This is a genomic window from Desulfococcus multivorans, from assembly GCF_001854245.1.
Classification (GTDB): Bacteria; Desulfobacterota; Desulfobacteria; order Desulfobacterales; family Desulfococcaceae; genus Desulfococcus; species Desulfococcus multivorans.
This window is the reverse complement of sequence record NZ_CP015381.1, coordinates 1704412-1725603: the sequence shown is the minus strand read 5'-3', so window position 1 is coordinate 1725603 and position 21192 is coordinate 1704412. Positions and strand designations below refer to the sequence as shown.

Here is a 21192-nt window from a genome sequence, read left to right as displayed (position 1 = left end):
CAACAGCATCATCCCAAAAGGAAAAAGGCACTGCGCATGGGCGGATTGTTCGGCATTTCATCGGCATCGGACTGTGTTTCAGAACTATACTACGGCACGGATTACCACTCACATCTGGGAACCCGGCGCGGCGGCATGGCGGTCTCGGGGGGCAAGGGCATCCAGCGCGCCATTCACAACATTGAAAACAGCTATTTCAGGACAAAGTTCGAATCGGAACTGGACCGCTTCGAAGGCACCCGGGGCATCGGCATCATCAGCGACACCGACCCCCAGCCCCTGGTCCTCGGCTCCCACCTCGGAACCTTTGCGCTTGCCTGTGTGGGAAAGATCAACAACCAGGAAGACCTCATCCGGGGTGCCTTTGCCAAACGCGGCTATTTCGCCGACACCACCGGCGGCGCCGTCAAGCCGACGGAGTTGGCGGCCCGGCTGATCTGCGAGGAGGGCAGCTTCGAAGAGGGCATCGCCAACGCCCAGGCCGGCATCAGGGGATCCTGCACGCTGCTTTTGCTCACCCACCGCGGCATTTACGCCGCACGGGACCGTCTGGGCCGCACCCCCCTGATCATCGGACGCCGGAATGACGCCATGGCCGTCAGCTCCGAGACCAGCGCCTTCCCGAATCTGGGCTTCGAGGTCGATCACTTCCTCGGTCCGGGTGAGATCGTGCGAATCACCCCCGACGGCTGGGAACAGCTCGCTTCCCCGGGCAAGCAAATGCAGATCTGTGCTTTTCTCTGGATCTACTATGGATATCCGGCATCGGAATACGAGGGAATCAATGTCGAGTGGGTGCGCAACCGATGCGGCGAGGCGCTGGCCCGGAACGACGACGCCGTTGTCGATTTCGTTTCGGGCATCCCCGACTCGGGAATCGGTCATGCACTCGGATACGCCAACGAGAAACAGGTTCCCTACCGGCGCGCTTTTGTGAAGTATACGCCCACCTGGCCCCGAAGCTTCATGCCCCAGAATCAGAAAATGCGGGATCTGGTGGCTCGGATGAAACTGATTCCGGTGCGACGCCTCATCGGCGGGCAACGCATTCTCTTTTGCGAGGACTCCATCGTACGCGGTACCCAGCTCAAGGAAAACGTTCAGATCCTTTTCGATTACGGCGCCCGGGAGGTCCACATGCGGCCGGCGTGCCCCACCCTGATCTATCCCTGCGAGTTTCTCAACTTCTCCACCTCTCGCTCGACCCTGGATCTGGCGAGCCGAAAGGTCATCCGGAAGCTGGAGGGGGATGAAAATCACGATCTGGCGGCCTACGTCGCCCACGGATCCAAAAAGAATCTGGCCATGGTCGAGGAGATCCGGCGGATGCTCCGTCTCACCACCCTTCAGTACCAGCGGCTCGACGACATGGTGGCGGCCATCGGCCTGCCCAGGGATCGGGTCTGCACCCATTGCTGGGACGGGTCGAGCTACGGATATTGAGCCCTGTGACATGATGCCGGCGGCGGTATACCTTCGCCGGCAGATGCAATCCCACAGATGTTGGGTGATACGCCGGTATCGTTTTTCGCTTCCGCAAACATTCTGCAGACAGCACTTCTATGCGCCCCATCGGCGACAAAGAGGGTGATCTCTTTGTCGCCGTTCCGGCTAAATGTTCACCACCTTGTCGGCGAGCTGCATGGCCGTGACGATGTCGAGCATATTGGTGGTCTCCCCCACCTGTTTTTCGTGCAGAAGATCGAAGTGGGTGAGGCAGGTGCCGCAAACCAGGATCGTCACCCCGGCGGCCGCCAGGGAATTGAGGTCTTCCAGGGCCGCCGATCCGGTGACGGCAAGCTTCACGCCGTTGTTGACCAGAACGAGGCGCCAAAGCTCGCTGCCCATCTCCCTCAGGGTCTTGATGAAATTGAGCATCAGCTTCAGGCCGAGTGTATCGTCGCCATACCCCATCCGGTCGGTCGTCACCATGACCATGATCTTCTTGAGGTCGGCGTCGGGAAGATCGGCGGCGGAGGGAGCCGCCGCCGCACCCGGCCCGCCTTCGCCGGTGATGTGGAAATCGCCGTCACGTTCATCGACAGAGACGTGAAATCCCCGGGATTCGAGAAACAGGGAGACGTTCTCCTTGGAAGCGCGGTCGTTTACGATCACTTTCACCCGGCCGTCCGCATCCGTTTCGACGGCGTCCCTGGCCATCAGAACCGGCGCCGGACAGGCCAGCCCCCTGGCATCGATTACCTTCATGCTGCATCCCTTCATCATTCAGGGCTGAAACCCTGATCCCAAACATCACTGCCGTGTCACCCGGATGCGTTCGTCCGTTCCAGGTACGATCTTTCCAATGACGCGATCATCACAATCCCGAAAATATTTTCCTTGACTCTCGACTTTCATGACGGTGATCGGAAATAGGTGCCGGGAGGATACGGCCTATGAAAGTCGAAAGTTGAGTTCCTTGATTCTAAAAACGCTACTATACCCCGCTGATTCCGGTCAAATCGGTAATCCTGATAAAGTCATCCGATCGGATTTATAAAATCTATCGGTTTCGGATGCTGAAGATTGGGCGGAAATCGATTCCGCTGGGTCTACGATCTGAATCGGCTGCCCGTCAAGGATAAGCATTCCCCAATCCCGACACCAGGCGTTATTGATTTCTTCTATTTCCATTTCATTCATTATCGTTATTATCGATTTGTATCATATAATATTTCCATAATAGTGTATCCACGCATTTCCCTTATTGAACACGAAAGGCGACAAACATGGACAACCCATACGTTTCGATGTGGCAGGAGTTAGGGCTCGACCTCGCGGCCCACGACGCCCTCCTGAATGTTCTGGGGAAGACCTACACGGATTTCTTCCTCACCCAGAAAAACCGGCCCGATGGCATGGGATACTTCGATTTCGTCATGAGCGAGGTTCACGGCCTCCGCATCAAGGAACTCCTGGACGAAAAGTCGGCGGGGCGCAAGATCATCGGGTCCTACTGCGTCTTCGTGCCGGAGGAGATCGTCCTGGCCGCGAACGCCACCCTCGTCGGGCTCTGCTCCGGCGCCGACTTCGCCATGGAAGCGGTGGAGAGGCTGCTGCCGCGAAACACCTGCGCCCTCATCAAGTCTTCCTTCGGCTTCAAGCTGGGCAAGGTCTGTCCCTACCTGGAGAGCGCGGACATGGTGGTGGGCGAAAACACCTGCGACGGCAAGAAGAAGGCTTACGAAACCCTGGGCTCACTGGTGAACAACCTCTATGTCATGGACCTTCCCCAAGTCAAATCCGAGCAGGGCCGGGTCCTCCTGAGGGCCGAATACGACCGCTTCAAGACCACGCTGGAGGCCCTCACGGGCGTCGCCGTGACGGCTGAATCCCTCAAGACGACGATCCGGACGGTGAACGCCAAGCGGGCGGCCATCCATCGCCTGTCCTCCCTGCGAAAGGCCGACCCCGCCCCCATCTCGGGTATGGATGCCCTTCTCGCCAACCAGGTCTTCTTCTACGACAACCCGGAGCGCTTCACCACCTCCGTAAACAAGATCTGCGACGAACTGGAGCGGCGGATCGCGGAAGAAAAAGGGGTTTTTCCGGCGAAAACGCCCCGGGTCCTGATCTCCGGCTGCCCGCAGGCCGTTCCCAACTGGAAGCTGCCCTACATCGTGGAAACCTCGGGCGCGGTGATCGTGGGCGAGGAGTCCTGCGTGGGCGAGCGGGGCACCCGGAACCTCACGGAGGAAACAGGCGACACCGTCGAGGCGATGATGGAAGCCGTCGTAGATCGCTACTTCAAGGTCGACTGCGCCATCTTCACCCCCAACCCCGAGCGCACAGCCCACATCGAGGAGATGGCCAAAGATTACAATGCCGACGGGGTGATCCACTATGGTCTCCAGTTCTGCCAGCCCTATCTCATGGAATCCTTCCCGGTGGAAAGGGCTCTCGAGGAGAAGAACATCCCCACCCTTCGCATCGAGACCGACTACGGGATGGAGGATGTGGGTCAGTTGAAAACGAGGATCGAAGCCTTCATCGAACAGCTTCGATAGAAAAACGCATATTAAAAAAATCGAAAAGCGAGGAGCCAGAAATGAAATACGGTGCCAGGAACACCATCAAATCCAAGGTGACCTCCCTGAACAAAGGGGATGTGATGTCGCCGGCCAAATTCGAGATCACAGACCTCGTCGAGATGGCGTCGGTTCTGACGACCGAATCCGCGGAGTCTCTCGACCTCAAGCCCAATGACGAAGTACAGCTTATTATCAAAGCCATCCACGTGCTGCCGGTGAAGGAATAACCAGTGGGTTCGCAAGTGAGATACGCAGGCATCGATATCGGCTCGCGCACCATCGAGCTCGTGGTCGTCGACAAAACGGGCAATATTGTGGAGAGCCTTCAGGCCGACACCGGTTTCAACCCCATGGCCGAAGCCCACAGACTCATGGAGGGCGTCGCCCATGACGCCGTCATGGCCACCGGCTACGGCCGGAACCTTTTCGAAATCTCTTTCGAAGCCCCAACGGTCACGGAGATCAAGGCCCACGCACGGGGGGCGAACCGACTCTTTCCCGAAGCTCGAACCGTTCTTGACATCGGCGGCCAAGACAGCAAGGCCATGACCCTCTTCCCCGACGGCCGGGTGAGAAAATTCGAGATGAACGACCGGTGTGCCGCCGGCACGGGAAAATTCCTGGAGATCATGGCCCGGACCCTGGGTTTTGAGATCGAGGAATTTGGCCGGGAGGCACTCCTCGCTGAAAACAACCTCAATATCTCCAGCATGTGCACCGTGTTCGCGGAATCCGAGGTGACCTCCCTCATCGCAAGGGGTCGAAACCGCCGGGAGATCGCCAGGGGCCTGCACGCGAGTGTCGTCCGCCGGGCCGTCGGGATGATCAACCGTGTTTCCTCGTCCGGCAACATCGTCTTCACCGGCGGCGTGGCCAAAAACCCCTGCATGCGCTCTCTTCTCGCCGAATCCCTGGGGCGCAGCGTTCTGATACCCGAGGACCCGCAACTTGTCGGCGCCCTGGGCGCCGCCTTGCTGGCGGGAGGACTCTAATGGAGTCAAATAGAAAGCGGAATATGCCCCCTTCATTTTCGTTTATGAACACCCTTCAGCAGATCACGGAACAGAACCTGGCGGACATTGAACAGGCCAAGGCAGCCGGCCGCGCCGCCATCGGCTTTTACTGCCTATATTCGCCCACGGAGATCGCCGTGGCGGCCGAAGCTATTCCTTTGCCGCTCTGCGGCACCCGAAACGACCCCATAGCCGCGGCCGAGGAGATCCTGCCCCGAAACCTCTGCCCGCTCATCAAGAGCAGCTTCGGTTTTGCCGTCACCGACACCTGCCCGTTTTTCCGGTTCTCCGACATCATTGTCGGCGACACCACCTGCGACGGGAAAAAGAAGGTGTTCGAGCTGCTCTCCCGGTACAAAACCACTCATGTGCTTCAGCTCCCCCAGAACCAGGATCCGGCGACATCCCTCCCCTTCTGGCGGACCGAGCTGGAACGGTTCCGGAGCATCGTTGCGGAGTTGACCGGTGTGACCATCGATGACGACCGCCTTAGCGCCGCCATCCGCCTCATGAACCGGGAACGGGCCGCCCGGAAAGACCTCATGGACGTGAATCAGGCGCGGCCCACCCCCCTGCCCGGCTCCCGGCTCCTGGAAATTCTCTTCAAGGTAGGCTTTCTCGCGGACAAGGAGAAGGGGATCGCGCTCATGGAGGCGGCCGTGGCAGACGCCATGAGCGGAGCGTTCCGGCCGGATCAAAAGATCTCTGGAAGCCGCCCGCGCATCCTGCTCACCGGCGTCCCCGTCGGTCTGGGCAGCGACAAGGTCGTGAAAATCATCGAGGAGAGCGACGCCGACGTAGTGGCCTTCGAGAACTGCTCCGGATACAAGCAGACCTTTGCCGTCGACGAAACCAGGGAACCCATGGATGCCCTGGCCGAGCAGTACCTGGCCACTCCCTGCTCGGTCATGAGTCCCAACACCGGGCGCTTCGACCTGCTGGCCGACATGATCCGGACCTTTTCAGCCGACGGCGTGGTCGACCTCACCTGGCAGGCCTGCCATACCTACAACATCGAAGCCTTCAGCGTTGAGGCCTTCATCCGGAAGAGATTCGGCATCCCCACGCTGCATCTCGAAACCGACTATGCCGAGAGCGACACCGAACAGCTCCGGGTGCGCATCGAAGCCTACCTGGAGATGCTTTGACACTTCATGTTGCGGGTTGAATCCACCCCATTGAAACATCAAGGAGAAACAAGATGAAAAAATGCACTGCCGCAATTCTGTCGGCTGTGACTCTGTGCCTGATTCTGGCCGCCGGCCAACCGTCCGCCGCCGAAAAACTGCCTCCCCTGGGCAGGAACGTCACCATCTGGTTCGATACCGGCGGCCCGGTGGGCGGGCCGTACAACACCATCGTCCAGAACGGCGCCCTCCAAGCCGCCTCGGATCTGGGGTGCGACCTCAAGCTGCTTTACTCCGACTGGAACCCGGAAAAGATGATCGACAATTTCAAGACCGCTCTGGCCGCCAGGCCGGACGGGATTGTCATCATGGGCCATCCGGGGGACGGGGCCTATGCGCCCTTCATCCAGGAGGCCTTCGACGCGGGCATTCTGGTTACCTGCGTGGACACGAACCTTCCCCAAGCCCTGGAAAAATACAAATCACGGGGATTCGGATCCATCGGCACCGACCCGGATGTCATGGGCACCACGCTTGCCAAAGAGGCCCTGTCCCAGTCCGGTCTCAAGAAGGGGGACCGGGCCCTCATCTGGGGGCTGAAACAGCTTGAGGAGCGCGGACGAAGGGCCCGCGCCATGATCCGGACCCTGGAGGAGGCCGGAGTCGTCGTGGATTATATCGAGATCAGCCCCGAGGTGGACAAGGATACGTCCATGGGGACCCCCATCATCACGGGGTACATCGGCGCGCATGCCGACTGCAGGATGATCCTGATCGATCACGGCGCCCTCACCTCCCAGATGGAGAATTTCCTCAGGGCGGCCGGCAAGGGGCCGGACGCGATCTTCGTTGGCGGCTTCTCCCTTTCGCCGGCCACCGCGTCGGCCATCGAAAACGGGTATGTGGACATCGTCTCGGAGATGCAACCCTATCTTCTCGGCTATCTTTCGGTGGCCCAGATCGTGCTGACCCAAAAATACGGTTTTACCGGCCTTGAACTCGACACCGGGGGCGGGCTGGTTCACAAGGGCAACATCGGCCTTGTGGCCCCCCTGGCCAAACAGGGTATCCGCTGATCCATGGATGGACGCCGCACCAATCCGGGGAAGGTCCCGCCCGTATTGTGCCTTCACGGGATCTGCAAATCCTTCGACGGCGTCACGGCACTCCAGTCCGTCAGTCTGGACCTTCGGCCGGGAGAGGTCCTTGGGCTTGTGGGGGACAACGGCGCGGGGAAATCAACCCTGATCAAGATTCTGTCCGGCGTCCACAAGCCCGACGCCGGACAGATGACGGTGGGCGGGCGGCCCATCGACTTCCGGACCTATGATGTCGGCCACGCCCGGCGGTTGGGCATCGAAACCGTCCACCAAGAGCGGTCTCTCTGCGAAAAACAGCCCCTGTGGCGCAACGTCTTTTTGGGCAGGCCCATGACGGACCGCCTGGGGTTCATCCAGGTCGAGGCTCAGAAGCGGGCGACGTTAGAGATCCTGAACACCCACGTCGGGCTCCAGAGCGCGGGCATCAGCCCCGATGCCCGGGTCCGAACCCTCTCCGGCGGGGAGCGCCAGGGGCTTGTTATCGGCCGGGCCATGCACTTCGACGCCAGAATCATCGTCCTGGACGAGCCCACCACCGCCCTTTCCCTCAACGAAGTGGAGAAGGTTCTGGGGTTCGTCCGCCGCATCGCTCACGGAGGGAAGACGTGCATCTTCATCTCCCACAACATGAGTCACATCCACCAAGTCGCCCATCGGGTGCTGGTGATGGAACGAGGAAAGATCGTCGGAGAACACCTCCGGGACGGGCTGAGTCCTGAATCCCTGGGTGCCGAACTCCAGCGCATCTCCATCAGCGCCCGCAGGACGGGTTCCACATGAAGGTCCTCATGCAGCGTTTCAACATCCAGATCGGCATTTCAGGGGTCTTTGCGGGTCTTCTGGCGATTTTTATCCTCCTGAGCCCGAGGACCTTCCTGTCACCGCAGATCTACATCTCCTTCGCATCCACCATCCCCTTCACCGCTCTCTTGGCTCTGGGCCTCACCTTCCTGATCATCGCTGGAGAAATGGACCTCTCTTTCCCTTCAGTGATGGCCGTCTCCGGTTTAACCTTCGCGGAGCTTTTTCTCGCCACGGGAAACGCGGGGCTGGCATTCATCGCCGCGGTCGCCGTCGGATCCGCGGCTGGTCTGATGAACGGCATGCTCGTGGTCAGGGTGGGAGTCCCCTCCATCATCGCCACCATCGGCACTCAGTTTTTCTGGAGGGGGTTCTCGACGCTCATGGCCGATGGCCTGGCCAGAAACCTCGTCCCGGTCCGGGACACCCTGCTTCACCACCTGTTTGTCGGCCGCCTGACCGGGACCATTCCGGCCCAGTCCCTCTGGTGCCTGGGAATTGCGGGCGTCCTGGGCTTGATCCTGAACCGCCACGCCTTCGGAGAGAGCGTCCTCTGTATCGGGGACGACATCCGCACGGCGCGCGTCATGGGAATCCGCACCGGCAGGGTCCGCATCCTGCTCTTTGTGTTCATGGGGGCCGTCAGCGCCCTGGTCTCCGTCATGACCTGCCTGGAAATGGCCAACTGGTGGCCCACCCAGGGGGAAGGCTACCTGCTTCTGGTGTTCGCCTCGATCTTCATCGGCGGCACCTCGGTATTCGGCGGGGAGGGGACGGTCTTCGGTACCCTCGTGGGGGCCGCCATCATCGGCATCATCGAAGCCGGCATCATCAGCGCAGGATTCTCCGGGTTCTGGACCCGCCTGGTTCACGGCGCCATCATCGTCGCGTCCGTGTCGGTTTACGCCACGATCTTCAGAGATCGGGACACGGCATGATGGTATTTTCGATGCCACTTCTCACTTCCGATCAAAGTCAGTTTCAACGGATCATCCCGGGGCCTCTCCGCAAGAGATGCCCCGCATCTCCAGGGGCAATGGTGCTGGGCACCCCGCGGTCTTCAAAACCGTCGGCCTCGTCTCAAAAACGAGGAGGAGCTTCGATTCCCCTTGCCCCTTCCATATCGAGAGGATCATGAGCACTCATATCACCATCGGCGTGGCGGGCCACGTCGACCACGGCAAGACCGCCCTGGTCCGCTGCCTGACGGGCGTGGAGACCGACCGGATGAAAGCGGAGAAGGAGCGGGGCCTTTCCATAGAATCGGGAGTGGCGCCGCTGATCCTGTCTGGCGGCGCCCGAGCAGCCCTCATCGACGTGCCGGGCCATACCGACTTTCTCAAACACACGATTCGGGGACTTTGCGCCGTGGACCTTGCGGTGCTGGTGGTGGCTGCGGACGACGGCGTGATGCCCCAGACCATCGAGCATCTCAACATCCTGAGCAGCCTCGGTACCGCCGGCGGACTCGTGGTGATCAGCAAAAACGATCTGGTGGATGCCGAGACTATCGAACTGGCCCGGATGGAGGTCAAGGAACTGATCCAGGGGAGTTTTCTGGAGGGCAAGCCTGTCGTGCCGTTCTCCGCCCGAACGGAAGCGGGAAAAGATGCTGTCCTGGCGGCCCTGGAAGCCGAGCACAGCCTGGCCCGGGGCAAGCGTGCCGCAGATCCCTTCCGGCTCTGGATCGATCAGGTTCGCCAGTTTCCGGGCCTCGGAACGGTCGTGAGCGGCACGGTTCTCGGGGGAGAACTCACCAAGAACGACGCCGTCGATCTCCTACCCCAAGGCGTCAGGACCCGGGCCAAGTCTCTTGAAATTCACGGAGAGCAGGCACTCCTGGCATCCGCCGGAGAGCGGGTCGGGGTAAATCTCCATCGGGTGCCCTTTTCGGAGGTCCGCCGAGGAATGCTCCTGGCCAGGCCGGATACGCTCACCTCCGCCGCCTTCCTCAACGTCGAGTTGAGGATGCTCCCTCCGCATACCGAACCCCTCGTCAATCGACAGATCGTGAAGATCTATCTTGGCACCGCCGCTGTCGCAGCGATGATCGTGACGATGGAGACGGCAGTACTGGGACCGGGCGAGCATGGTCTGGTCCAATGCCGTCTGTCGTCGCCCCTTCCGGCCATGCCCGGAGATCGGTTTGTGGTTTCTCCCATGAACCGGCCGATGGTCATCGCCGCAGGGCGGGTGCTGGAGACTTCGAAGGTCAAGTTTCGCGCGTGCAGAGCAAAGCCTCTGCTTTCCTATCTTCATGCGCTGCAATCCGGAAAGGTTGATAAAATTCTACCCAGCCTTCTGAATCGGCATCCCTATCAACCGATCACCACCGATGCCGTAGCCGAACAGACCGGCCTGCCGCCGGAGAAGATCTGCGAGGAAATCGACCGGGGCATCGCTTCAGGCGATTTCATCTCCCTTGGAGGGCCGGGGCTCGTGGGAAAGGCGGCTTTTGACCGCACGCGGGAGAGAATTCTGGAGATCGTGGCTCAGGCCCTCCGGAAGGATGCCCTCAGGGGCGATCTCAAAATCGCCGAGATCCGAAACAAACTTCCAGACGGCACCAGCGACGGGCTGATTCAGCATGCCCTGGCCGGACTCTGCCGAGAAGACCGCCTGATTACCGAGGCCGGCGGCTACCTGATGCCTGACGTGAGCGGGCGCCTGAACCCGGGCCAAACAATGCTGGTGGAAAAACTCCTCGATGTTGCCTTAACGGCGGGAATCACCCCCTTTACCGCCCATACCGCCTGGCGCTCCTGTCCCCATGGGACATCGAAACGGGATGTCGAGAAGCTCCTGCATTATCTGGCCCGACAGAAACGGCTGGTTCGCCTCAACAACGACCGGTATCTCTCCCTCCAATCTCTGGAAGAGATCATGGACCGGGTCCGGGCCGCCATCTCAGGCAAGGGGCATATTACCGCCAACGACTGCAACGAAATCCTGGGCTATGGCCGCACGGGCGCCCTTCCCGTTCTGGAGTACCTGGACGAGATCGGTTTTACGGAACGTCGGGGAAACGATCGTACGCTGGTCTCCAGGAATCATGAAGATGCGCCTTTACGACACGCTTGCCGGGGATAAACGGCCCCTCATCCCCCTGCTTTTTCCGGGTGAAAAGTTTTCCGGCGTACGGGAGGCTCTCCAAACGAAGTCCGAAAAAGATGCAGACGCTCTCCCGGGTGAAGCCTGATCCCGGAAAATCCCATCCCCATGATTTTCTCCTATGAAATCCCACCCGACCCGGAGAGCCCGGCTTCTGTCCCCGACTTCCCGGCTCCTGGAAATCCTCTTCAAGGTGGGCTTTCTCGCGGACAAGGAGAAGGGGATCGTCCTCATGAAGGCGGCCGCGGCAGACGCCATGAACGGGGCGTTCCAAGCGGATCAGGCGGTATAATTTTTTTTCGATGTCATTGCGGCATAACAGTCAAAGACGGACTATCGGCGCGTAAATGAACAGAGGCTTGTTTGGCTGTCCCTGAGCCGGACATCCGCTCCCGCCGTCATGGGGTCTGATCGTCGAAAAACAGCTCCATGAAACGGCATTCAGCGGAAGCGTGCATGGCGATGATTGATTCGGCAATTTTGGTGGCGTAGGGGTTGATCGGGAACAGGTTGTCGGTGCGCAGAGACGTGACGAGCTCCGCCACGGCGCCCCTGGAGATGAGTTTCGAAAGGTTTTTGCCGGCATAGGTCTCCTCGGCCATGAGCGAAAAATCATCTTCGCTCGGCATCAAGGTCAGCATCTTTTTGAGATGTTTTTCGACCACGGCATACTCCCTGATGATAAAGGTATCCTTGTCCGTATCCTGAAGAATCGTAAATTTGTGACGCATCGCTTTCCCCCTTTCTCCATCGGGCCCCACTCTGGTGTTGAGGGCCCGCAAAGCTGTATTAATGGACCCACCGCAGCAGCGTCCCGGAACCGATTCTGTCATTCATCCCGGAAAGCGCCCTGGGCGGCGGCACGAGATCCATCGCCTTCTCCGCGGTGATGCGATCCAGACCGGATTCGAAAAAGAATTTTTTATCTCCCAACGCCGGCTCGAGTTCGTCGAACCACGCGGCATCGGGGGCGTATCGCGCGAAAAAGACGCGGTTGACCCAAGACGGGTCGCGGCCCTGGATGAATTTAAGCACAAACACCTTCTCCGAGAGGAGTTCGGCGATCCCCTGGACGGCGATCTTCCCCGGCGTGGCCGACATGGACGGACCGCGGACCGTGCGGCACAGGCCGGAAACCTGCCCGTAGGCTTCGCTGAAGATCCGGTATGTTTGCGCCAGGGGGACCCTGAAATAGGCCTTTGGGCCGGTATTCCGTGCGACAAACATGTAGTAGGGTATGGCCCCCAGCCGGACCTGGCGGCGCCACATGCGCGCCCACGTCCCGGCGTCATCGTTGACGTGGCGGACCAAAGGCCCCTGACAGCGGATGACGGCCCCGGCGGACTGGAGACGTCTCATGGCCTGCTCCACGGCCGGGGTTTCGAGTTCACGGTCGTGGCTGAAATGGGCCATGATGGCCGGCTGGTGCCCAAGAGCCGCGATGTCTTCGAACAGTTCCATCAGCTCGCCGGCGTCCCGGTCGGTCAAAAAGCGGTAAGGCCAGTAGGCCAGCGCCTTGGTGCCGAAACGGATCGTCAGGGGGTGGTCCGTCCCGAGGCCACGCAACGCGTCGATATACGGGCGCAGCACTTTGGCCCGCATTACCATGGGATCCCCGCCGGTAAAGAGGACATCCGTCACCTCCGGATGGGCCTTCAGGTAACGCGGCAGGACCAGCGGATCGTTGCAGGCAAAGTGCAGTTTTTCGATCCCGCAGAACTGCGCCCAGCGGAAGCAGTATGTGCAGAAGGCGTGACAAGTCTGCCCCTGGCGGGGAAATACGAGGACCGTCTCCTTGTATTTATGCTGAAGCCCTTCCAGACGGCGGCCATCCATCACCGGCACATTGAGCTCCATCTGCCTGGCCGGGTGGGGATTCATCTCTCTCTGAATCCTGCTCACCTCGCGGTCAACCGCGGCGATGCTCTTCCCGGCGTGGTCCATGTCCAGCAGCCTGGAGAGATTCCCCTCCGACAGCATATTCGGTTGCGGGAAGGTCAGCTGAAATATAGGATCCTCGGGAACGTTGTCCCAATCGATAAGTTCGTTCACCACATAATTATTGACACGAAAGGGCAGAACCCGGCCAACGGCCCTGATCCTGCGCATCCGATCCCCGGACAGGTTTTCCAGGGGCCGGATATCGTCGAGGTTGCGCAGCGTGTACGATTTGTATTTAGCGGTTGATATATTCTGGATAGCAGACTCCTTTCAGGCGACACCATTTTGAATCAACGCCTGGCAGTTAAGAGATGACGAGTTCAGCGAAAAATGACCTTCAAAAAAGATGTCCGGCAAGCATGGAGCCAGTGAAATCCCTTGCCCGGCAGGCGCTGTACGTGACTTATAACGATATGGGAAGGATAAAACCGACAGCAGAATGGGAATATTTCCTGCCGCAGTCCTGAAACATGTGGAAAAACAGAGGCTGAGCGGTTTGTCGCCGACTGTCCGGCAACCCGGAGGAACGCCACCTTCCGACACGCATAAACGGTTTGTTATGAAGATCGTTATCCGGAATCTGAAGGCCTGTCGAAACCGCCGTCCGCAAAAAAGAAAATCGATACAATCGCGTCAGCCATATCAGAACCGGAATACCTGAAAAACAAATTATATGATATTTCTATTTTTGTCAACCTTGGCGTATATTTTGCATTTATTCCATGGATTCAAGGTGTCCCGCCATATTGAGACGGAACACCCGTCGGGAAGGCATCTCCTGACGAAACGAGCTCATCCGGCATCAATGACCTGAACAGCCCGTTTCAGGGAATCATAATGCCCCGGACTCAGCTTTCCTGCATCAACCCATAGCGGTAATCCGTGGCCGGGCTGAAGTTCTCCTTGATGGTACGCGGGGAGAGCCAGCGCATGACGTTGTGCCGGCTGCCGGCCTTGTCGTTGGTGCCGGACGCCCGCGCACCGCCGAAGGGCTGGAGTCCCACGAAGGCGCCGGTGGTCTTGTCGTTGATGTAGAGATTGCCGGCACTGTAGCAGAGCCGCCTTTCCATCTCGACAACGGCGGCGCGGTCCCGGGCGAACAGGGCGCCGGTCAGCGCATATTTCGACGTGGTCGCACAGAGCGTAAGGGCTTTCTCGATATCATCGTCCGGATAGACAAAGACGGTCATCACGGGACCGAAGATTTCCTCCTGCATGGTCTTGAATTTTGGATCGGTGGTGACGATCACCGTGGGCGTGATAAAAAAGCCGATGCTGTCGTCACACTCACCGCCGGCGATAATCTCTGCGTCGTCCGCCTCACGGGCGAATCGAATGTAGCCGCTGATGTTGTCGAAGGCATTCCGATCGATCACGGCACCCATGTAATGGGTGAAGTCCTCTACGTCCCCGGTCTTGATGCCGTCAATGCCGGCCGTGAGCCGGGTTTTCACCGCAGGCCAGATGCTTTTGGGAATATAGACCCTCGAGGTGGCCGAACACTTCTGTCCCTGATAGGAAAAGGCCCCTCCGATGAGAGCGGGGACCAGGGTTTCAATGTCTGCGGACGGGTGCGCAAAAACGAAATTCTTGCCCCCGGTTTCGCCCACGATGCGGGGATAACCGTTGTAATGCGCCAGGTTTTGAGCAACGGTGCGCCACATCCCCTGGAATACGGCGGTGGAGCCGGTAAAGTGGATGCCGGCCAGCATTGAATGGCTCATGACCAGGGGTCCCACGGCACTTCCCGGGCCGGGAATGAAATTGATCACGCCGTCGGGCAGTCCCGCCGCCTGCAACAGTTTCATCACGTGATAATTGGAATAAACGGCGGTGGAAGCCGGTTTCCACACGACGGTGTTACCCGCCATGGCCGGCGTGCCGGGCAGGTTACCGCCGATGGCCGTGAAATTGAAAGGCGTCACGGCAAAGACGAATCCCTCAAGAGGCCGGTATTCCATTCGATTCAGAATGCCCTGAAGACATTCGGGCTGCTCTTCTATGATCTGTCGAAAAAAGTAACTGTTGTACCGGAAAAAATCCATCAGTTCGCAGGCCGCGTCGGCGTCGGCCTCGTAGACCGTTTTGCTCTGGCCCAGCATCGTCGCGGCGTTAAGGGTGTGACGCCACGGCCCCCTGATCATTTCCGCAGCCCTGAGAAACACGGCCAGGCGGTGATCCCATGGGGTCTCGGCCCACGCCTTTCCGGCGTCAAGAGCGGCCTGGACAGCCATTCGGGTCTCGGCTTCACCGGCCATGTGATAGGTGGCCAGGACATGGGCGTGATTGTGCGGGATGATACATTTCCCCGTCTTTCCGCTCCTCACCTCTTTTCCGCCGATGATCAGAGGAATCTCCATGGGAGACTGCTTCAGTTCGGCCAGCCTGACCTTGAGGCCGCGCTTTTCGTCGCTCCCCGGCAGATAACCCGGCACTGCCTCGTTGCAGGGTTTCATGATTCGGTATACACCGTTGGACATCATTCGCCTCCTTTCAAAACAGGCATAAATAGTCAGAGTGGGAGCGCCTAAAACGCCTCTCCCCCAGAATGGACTCGACGGGCAGCCCCGTCCGCTTTTCAATCGCTTCCCGGACTGCCGACGCCTGACCAAATCTTCGGGCTGCACTCGCCGATGACGCCGGTCGATCAGCAAACCGGGCCATCCGACGCTGAAACCGCTCCTCCAGCGTCACCCGGATGTCTTCGGCCACCAGTTTGTCCGCGAGGAAAACCACCTCCGCTTCCCCCGGCGTATCCTCCCGTCCCGGAGGAAGCGCCATGTGAACGGCCACGATGTCGGCCACGGCGGGAAACCCCATGGCGCGGAGACATGCCGCACCTGCATGGGCATGGTCCGGCTGTTCCCGGGCCAGATCGTGAACCAGAGCGGCAGCACGAATCAAATCCAGCGACAGCAGACCACCGGCAGGGCCGGCTCCTTCCGCCTGGTTCAGGGCATGCCCAAGGGTCACGGCCACATCAGCCACGGCCCGGCAGTGGGCCCAGACCGGGGGCGCCACCGCCAGAACATCCACCATGAGGGCCCGGCACTCCTCGGCCGAGGGAACATCGTACCCAAGGCAGTTCCGCGCAATGCCCTCATAATCTTCGGGGGTATCCATGTCCATCAGGATGAATCGGTCGGCTACGGGAATCTCCCGGGCCGCCGGCCACATCGCCAGATATGTCCGAAGGCCGCCGTTGCCGTGCCATTTCAGGATGTCGGCGATGTGGCGACCGCCGATGAGGGGGGGATGGCCTCGCCGTCCCTGAAAGGTCGGATGAAGGATCGTCCGCCCGGCGTCTCCCTGCACTCCGCCGTTTTGGGTCGTGGATTGCCAGGTGTCCACGAGCCTGAGGATCGTGGAGGGCCGGATCAAAGGCACGTCCACCGGGAGCACCATAACACCCGGACAGACGGGATCGAGGGTGGCGAGCCCCGCGAGAACGGATGTGAACATGCCGTCTTGAAAATCGGGATTGAACACCGCCCAGGCGCCCGCCTTTCGAACGACCGGGACGAGACGCTCCCGATGATGGCCGACGACGACTCGGATGTCGGCGATCCCGGCCGTCTGGAACAGGCCGATGACCCGTTCGACGACGGTGCGGTCCGCCAGGGGGAGCAGGGGTTTGTCCCGTCCCATGCGTGTCGACTTCCCCGCGGCCAGAATGACGGCGGCCGGCCCGGGAGCGGTCATTTCCGGGCTGCCCGGGCCGCGATCAACTCCGCCACGATGCTGACGGCGATCTCTTCGGGCGTCTCGGCCTGTATGCCGACACCGATGGGGCAGTGAACCCGCGCGAAATCCGCGTCGGTGTGCCCCGCGTCCCGGAGGGCTGCATAGATGGCGTCGCGTTTTCTCCGGCTGCCGATCATGCCGATGTACCCGGCGTCCGTGCCGAGGGCCTGCTGCAGCACGGTCCGGTCATGGTGATGGCCCCGGGTGAGAATCACCAAGTAGCTGTCCGGGTCGACGGGGAGGTCTGAAAACGCAAGGTGAAAGCTTTCGATCACCCGGACATCGTCGGCCAGAGGGAAGCGTTCGCTGTTCGCGAATTCAGCCCGGTCGTCAAGCACCACGGTGCGGAAACCCACCATGCGGGTCAGTCGGGAGACCGCCTGGGAGACGTGGCCCGCACCGAAAAGATAGGCGGTGTGCGGCATAAGTGCCGGCTCGGTGAGATACCGCCGTTCATGGTGGACGACCATCACCGGTGCCCGCGCCTTTCGGGTTTTTTCCAGGAGCGCCGGCAAAACGGCGCGGGGAAAGCCGTCGTTCGCAACAATGTCGCCGTCCATGAAGATCGCGGCCCGCAGGATTTTCCCGGCATCGTTCACATCCGGAATACCGGCTGCCAGGAGGTACCTGCGGCCCTGACGTCGGGCCTCGTCCAACACGTGAAACAGACGGTTGATCTCCGGTGTCGGCGAAAGCCGTTCAAGGAGGATGTCCAGACAGCCGCCGCAGATCATGTCCATCTCGCCCGCGGCGCCCGAACGGTCCAGATCGAAGGAAAGGATCTCGAACCGGCCGGATGAAAGGACATCGGGGGCCGCCGCCATCACAGCGCCCTCTACAGGGCCGCCGCCGATGGTACCGAGGATGCCGCCATCCCTCCGGATGATCATTCGGGCGCCGGCGGTTCGGGGCGTAGAACCGGTCCGACCGATAATGGTTGCCAAAACAAAAGATTCGCCCGAATTCAGCAGGCGGTGAATATCTTGTATCATAAAGGGGTGATCTCCACGGAATCGTTCACATCAAGGGATATAGACCGAAAGCTGAAGACCCGGTCATACCCATATTTCAACTTTCGAATTTCATGATGGTGAGCAGATAGAGGTGCCGGGAGGATACGGCCTATGAAAGTCGAAAGTTGAGTCCATATTTTTTCGATACGGCGCCGGCCGCCGTCCAGCATCATTTGACTCATACCATAACGGCTTTAAACCGGGCAAGACCGGACGGCCTCAACGGCCTGCCGTAAGACCGCAGGTCCATGATCCGTGATCAACAGGACGCCTTTCAACACCCAGATTTTTCAGCGAGGGAAGGAGATGCAACATACCCTGAACTGGAAATCAGCATATACTTTTTGACACTTTATTTGTAATTTAGTATCCACATAAACACGATTATTCATTTATTTGTTTTTATAATAACAAAAAATAACTTTTAACCCTATATATAATGGAAAGACATGCTACAGCAAAACCTCGGCACACGATATTCGATGCAGTCCGAAGAAGATATTACAGCGACATATATACATTCCGGAAAACAACATCCACCATATCCATTGATCGACTTCAATAGAAAGCTCCAAAGAGAAGCGGGATTGTCTCAACTCAACGAAACATATCTTGAAAATCTGGTGAAAGAGTTTCAGGCAGTTCCTCAACTTTCCCGTAATATCAAAGGGTTGACGCTGACTCGTCTCACTGAATTGGCCCTGATCTGCGCCGGGAATTATGCCGACAACGGCGAGATCACGACAGCCGGCGACCTGATGGTCAATCCGCCACAAGTGATGGTCTATCTCCGAGGCAATACCGAGCCGATATTGAAAAAGCGCCATGAAAAACTGACCGCGCAGTTCAAACATCTCCGCCGACATCATTCATCCATGATCCATTGGCTCATCCATAATTCCCAACTGGAGATTCGTCAAAAGCCTCTTCTCCCAAAGCTTTGCGACATGATGAGCGCTTTCGGCGCGATCTCCGATAAATACATTGCCACTGTAGATCAGCGAATGAAACAGATCGCCGATACCATGGGGTTTCTCTCAGCCTGGAAGGTTGGGTCCGCGGAAGAATTCCATCAGAAACTGAAGAGTGCCCGCCCCTCGGAGAGGGGCTTCATTCACAGGACCCTATGCCGGTTTGATCGGCGGCTTTTCGATGAAATGTGGAATGATATCGGTGTATTGTTGTTGGACAGCGGCTATCGAAGTCGTTTCGTCGGCTGATCGGTGCCTGTCATCTGTGATATGGGCGAAGCGATAAGGCGTGACAGCGGTTTTGCTCCCGGACACGCCGTTTGCTTTCCAGGAACAGGTGATCCAAGACCTGTGCAGGCGCTGAATCGACATCGCCGACCCGGCGCCTTCATTGGCCGGTGAGGCGGTCTTATTCCACAGCCTCCCCATCGAGTATATCCGTGGCCCAGGACATGGCGGCAGCTGTTTTGGGAAACCCCATAACGGAGATCAACAGCAACAGCGCATGCTCGATTTCCGCCCGGGTTGCGCCTTCTTCCAGTGCGCGTCGTGTATGGGAATGCACCGAACCTTCCGACTGACCGGCGGCTGCAGCGGCGAGCTGAATCAACTGCGAGGTCTTCCCGTCGATAGGCCCGCTGTTGCGGATAGTCTCACCCAGTGAATTGAGAGAGGCCGTCACATCCGGATACTTTTGAGATATTTTTTTGTAGGCTCCCATTTTTTCTTTTTGATTCGCCATTGAATTCCTCCTTTTTTTCTCACGGTTGAGCAAACAAAAGACGTCACTGAAAAGCTCACGTCGTCCCTTCGCATTCTGATCGGCAACCGGCTTTGACGCTATCTGCACCTTACAGGCCGGGAAAATACGCTCCCCATCGACCTGATCAAAGAGGCCGGCCTCACGGGATAACGTCAAGCGCCTTTCCGACTTTTTCAAATGCAGTGATGGCGCGATCCAGATGCTTCCGTTCGTGGGCCGCCGACATCTGGGTCCGGATACGGGCCCGGCCCTTGGGCACCACCGGATAGGAAAAGCCCACCACGTAGATGCCTTCTTCCAGCAGCCGGGCGGCCATTTTCCCGGCCAGGACGGCATCCCCCAGCATGACGGGAATGATGGGGTGGTTCCCCGGGATGAGTTCGAAGCCGAGCGCCGTCATTCCAGATCTGAAATAGGCGGTATTCTCCATGAGTTTATCCCTGAGATGTTTTCCCTCTTTCAACAATGCCAATACCTGGAGGGACGCCGCGGCGATGGGGGGTGCCAGTGTGTTCGAGAAGAGATACGGTCGGGAGCGCTGGCGCAACCAGGCGATGATCTCCTTCCGGCCGCTGGTGTAACCGCCCGAGGCCCCTCCCAGGGCTTTGCCCAGCGTCCCTGTATTGATGTCGATGCGATCCTGGACACCGCAGTATTCCGGTGTTCCGCCGCCGTTCTTTCCCATAAATCCCACTGCATGGGAGTCGTCCACCATGACCATGGCGTTGTATCGATCCGCCAGGTCACAGATGTCGACAAGGTTGGCGATGACGCCGTCCATCGAAAAAACGCCGTCGGTGGCAATCAGCTTGAACCGGGCGCCCTGCGCAGCCTTGAGTCGGGCCTCCAGGTCGTTCATGTCATTGTTCCCGTACCGGAATCGCCGGGCTTTGCATAGACGAATTCCGTCGATGATGCTGGCATGATTGAGTGCGTCGCTGATGACGGCGTCTTCAGGCCCCAGCAAGGCTTCGAAGAGGCCTCCATTGGCGTCGAAGCATGAAGTGTAAAGAATGGTGTCCTCGGTCTTGAGAAAATCACTGATTCCGGCTTCGAGGGTTTTGTGGATCTCGTGGGTTCCGCAGATGAAGCGGACCGAGGCCATACCGAAGCCGTATTTCCGAAGCCCCCTCTCGGCCGCCGCAATGACCGTCGGATGATTGGCCAGCCCCAGATAGTTGTTGGCACAGAAATTGATCACCTTAATGTTTTTTTGTACTGTTATATCAGCCTGTTGTGGTGATATAACAATCCGTTCTTCTTTGAAGAGCCCCTCGGATTTCAGAGCGCGGGTCTCCCGATCGAGATACGCGAGAAAAGCTGCGTCCATGATATTTATCCCTCCTGTTTTTTCGTAAGGCTTCGCCCCTCAAGCCCTGAACGAAGCGTCATCCGGCCGGACCACACAGCTCTCGGGAAAATACAATAAAACAGAATAAATTGATATTGTTAAAAATCCTTCATACTGTAAAGAGAAAAGCTGTTCTTTGACAATGCAACCGGCTTTACACTGAACGGATCTTGATCTATAACGATCCCGTCCTGCGATGAACCCGGCATGAAGATTCACCATGCTT

The 21192-nt window shown here is 58.9% G+C and carries 20 protein-coding genes and 1 tRNA gene; 12 read left to right on the top strand and 9 right to left on the bottom strand.

Annotated elements, in window-relative coordinates; all coding sequences use genetic code 11:
- Positions 1-36 precede the first annotated feature (36 nt).
- Positions 37-1443 carry an amidophosphoribosyltransferase gene (locus dmul_RS07415; RefSeq protein WP_020878042.1) on the top strand — a complete coding sequence of 469 codons (1407 nt, stop codon included), beginning with the start codon at positions 37-39 and terminating at the stop codon, positions 1441-1443.
- Between the two features lie 168 nt (positions 1444-1611).
- Here the strand turns inward: dmul_RS07415 and yedF are convergent, their stop codons facing one another.
- Positions 1612-2208, bottom strand: a complete 597-nt coding sequence (yedF, locus tag dmul_RS07410) for a sulfurtransferase-like selenium metabolism protein YedF (RefSeq protein ID WP_020878043.1) — start codon at positions 2206-2208, stop codon at positions 1612-1614.
- Positions 2209-2457: 249 nt separating this feature from the next.
- Entirely contained in the window at positions 2458-2634 is a 177-nt protein-coding gene (locus dmul_RS20450) for a hypothetical protein (RefSeq protein WP_169829051.1), read from the bottom strand.
- Between the two features lie 95 nt (positions 2635-2729).
- On the opposite strand from dmul_RS20450, the gene dmul_RS07405 reads away from it, so the two are divergent.
- The 10 genes from dmul_RS07405 to dmul_RS20180 all read left to right on the top strand — a co-directional run bounded on the left by dmul_RS07405 (position 2730) and on the right by dmul_RS20180 (position 11475).
- Positions 2730-4007, top strand: a complete 1278-nt coding sequence (locus dmul_RS07405; protein ID WP_020878044.1) for a double-cubane-cluster-containing anaerobic reductase — start codon at positions 2730-2732, stop codon at positions 4005-4007.
- A gap of 41 nt (positions 4008-4048) precedes the next feature.
- A complete protein-coding gene (locus tag dmul_RS07400; RefSeq protein ID WP_020878045.1) occupies positions 4049-4258 on the top strand; it encodes a TOBE domain-containing protein in 210 nt (69 codons plus the stop codon).
- A gap of 3 nt (positions 4259-4261) precedes the next feature.
- Positions 4262-5023, top strand: coding sequence for an acyl-CoA dehydratase activase (locus tag dmul_RS07395; protein WP_020878046.1), 762 nt, complete (start codon positions 4262-4264; stop codon positions 5021-5023).
- Positions 5023-6192: a double-cubane-cluster-containing anaerobic reductase gene (locus dmul_RS07390; protein ID WP_020878047.1), complete on the top strand. Its 1170-nt coding sequence runs from the start codon at positions 5023-5025 to the stop codon at positions 6190-6192. Before dmul_RS07395 ends, dmul_RS07390 begins: the two co-directional genes overlap by 1 nt.
- A 53-nt stretch (positions 6193-6245) precedes the next feature.
- Positions 6246-7247, top strand: coding sequence for a sugar ABC transporter substrate-binding protein (locus tag dmul_RS07385; protein WP_020878048.1), 1002 nt, complete (start codon positions 6246-6248; stop codon positions 7245-7247).
- A 3-nt stretch (positions 7248-7250) separates the two neighbouring features.
- Complete coding sequence (locus tag dmul_RS07380) at positions 7251-8051, top strand: ATP-binding cassette domain-containing protein (RefSeq protein WP_020878049.1); 801 nt, start codon at positions 7251-7253, stop codon at positions 8049-8051.
- Complete coding sequence (locus dmul_RS07375) at positions 8048-9010, top strand: ABC transporter permease (RefSeq protein WP_020878050.1); 963 nt, start codon at positions 8048-8050, stop codon at positions 9008-9010. The genes dmul_RS07380 and dmul_RS07375 overlap by 4 nt, the downstream gene beginning before the upstream one ends.
- 91 nt (positions 9011-9101) lie before the next feature.
- Positions 9102-9193, top strand: a tRNA-Sec gene (locus tag dmul_RS20185).
- 13 nt (positions 9194-9206) lie between these two features.
- Complete coding sequence (selB, locus tag dmul_RS07370) at positions 9207-11162, top strand: selenocysteine-specific translation elongation factor (protein ID WP_020878051.1); 1956 nt, start codon at positions 9207-9209, stop codon at positions 11160-11162.
- A 142-nt stretch (positions 11163-11304) separates the two neighbouring features.
- Complete coding sequence (locus dmul_RS20180) at positions 11305-11475, top strand: hypothetical protein (RefSeq protein WP_020878053.1); 171 nt, start codon at positions 11305-11307, stop codon at positions 11473-11475.
- Positions 11476-11581: 106 nt separating this feature from the next.
- On the opposite strand, the gene dmul_RS07365 is transcribed toward dmul_RS20180, so the two are convergent.
- The 5 genes from dmul_RS07365 to dmul_RS07340 form a co-directional block, all read right to left on the bottom strand.
- Positions 11582-11914, bottom strand: coding sequence for a hypothetical protein (locus dmul_RS07365; RefSeq protein ID WP_020878054.1), 333 nt, complete (start codon positions 11912-11914; stop codon positions 11582-11584).
- Positions 11915-11972: 58 nt separating this feature from the next.
- Positions 11973-13292 (bottom strand): KamA family radical SAM protein, encoded by a 1320-nt coding sequence (locus dmul_RS07360; RefSeq protein WP_020878055.1) that lies wholly within the window; start codon positions 13290-13292, stop codon positions 11973-11975.
- Positions 13293-13972: 680 nt separating this feature from the next.
- A complete protein-coding gene (pruA, locus tag dmul_RS07350) occupies positions 13973-15607 on the bottom strand; it encodes an L-glutamate gamma-semialdehyde dehydrogenase (protein WP_236886005.1) in 1635 nt (544 codons plus the stop codon).
- A 10-nt stretch (positions 15608-15617) separates the two neighbouring features.
- On the bottom strand, positions 15618-16826 hold the full coding sequence (locus tag dmul_RS07345) for a DVU_1551 family NTP transferase (protein WP_020878057.1): 1209 nt from the start codon (positions 16824-16826) through the stop codon (positions 15618-15620).
- Positions 16823-17860 (bottom strand): XdhC family aldehyde oxidoreductase maturation factor, encoded by a 1038-nt coding sequence (locus dmul_RS07340; protein WP_020878058.1) that lies wholly within the window; start codon positions 17858-17860, stop codon positions 16823-16825. Before dmul_RS07340 ends, dmul_RS07345 begins: the two co-directional genes overlap by 4 nt.
- A 608-nt stretch (positions 17861-18468) precedes the next feature.
- On the opposite strand from dmul_RS07340, the gene dmul_RS07335 reads away from it, so the two are divergent.
- Positions 18469-19101, top strand: a complete 633-nt coding sequence (locus dmul_RS07335; protein ID WP_040415987.1) for a hypothetical protein — start codon at positions 18469-18471, stop codon at positions 19099-19101.
- 160 nt (positions 19102-19261) lie between these two features.
- Here the strand turns inward: dmul_RS07335 and dmul_RS07330 are convergent, their stop codons facing one another.
- Both dmul_RS07330 and dmul_RS07325 read right to left on the bottom strand, forming a co-directional pair.
- Complete coding sequence (locus dmul_RS07330; protein WP_020878060.1) at positions 19262-19594, bottom strand: carboxymuconolactone decarboxylase family protein; 333 nt, start codon at positions 19592-19594, stop codon at positions 19262-19264.
- 160 nt (positions 19595-19754) lie between these two features.
- The gene (locus dmul_RS07325; protein ID WP_020878061.1) at positions 19755-20945 is read right to left on the bottom strand and encodes a glycine C-acetyltransferase; all 1191 of its coding nucleotides are present in this window, start codon (positions 20943-20945) and stop codon (positions 19755-19757) included.
- Between the last annotated feature and the right edge of the window lie 247 nt (positions 20946-21192).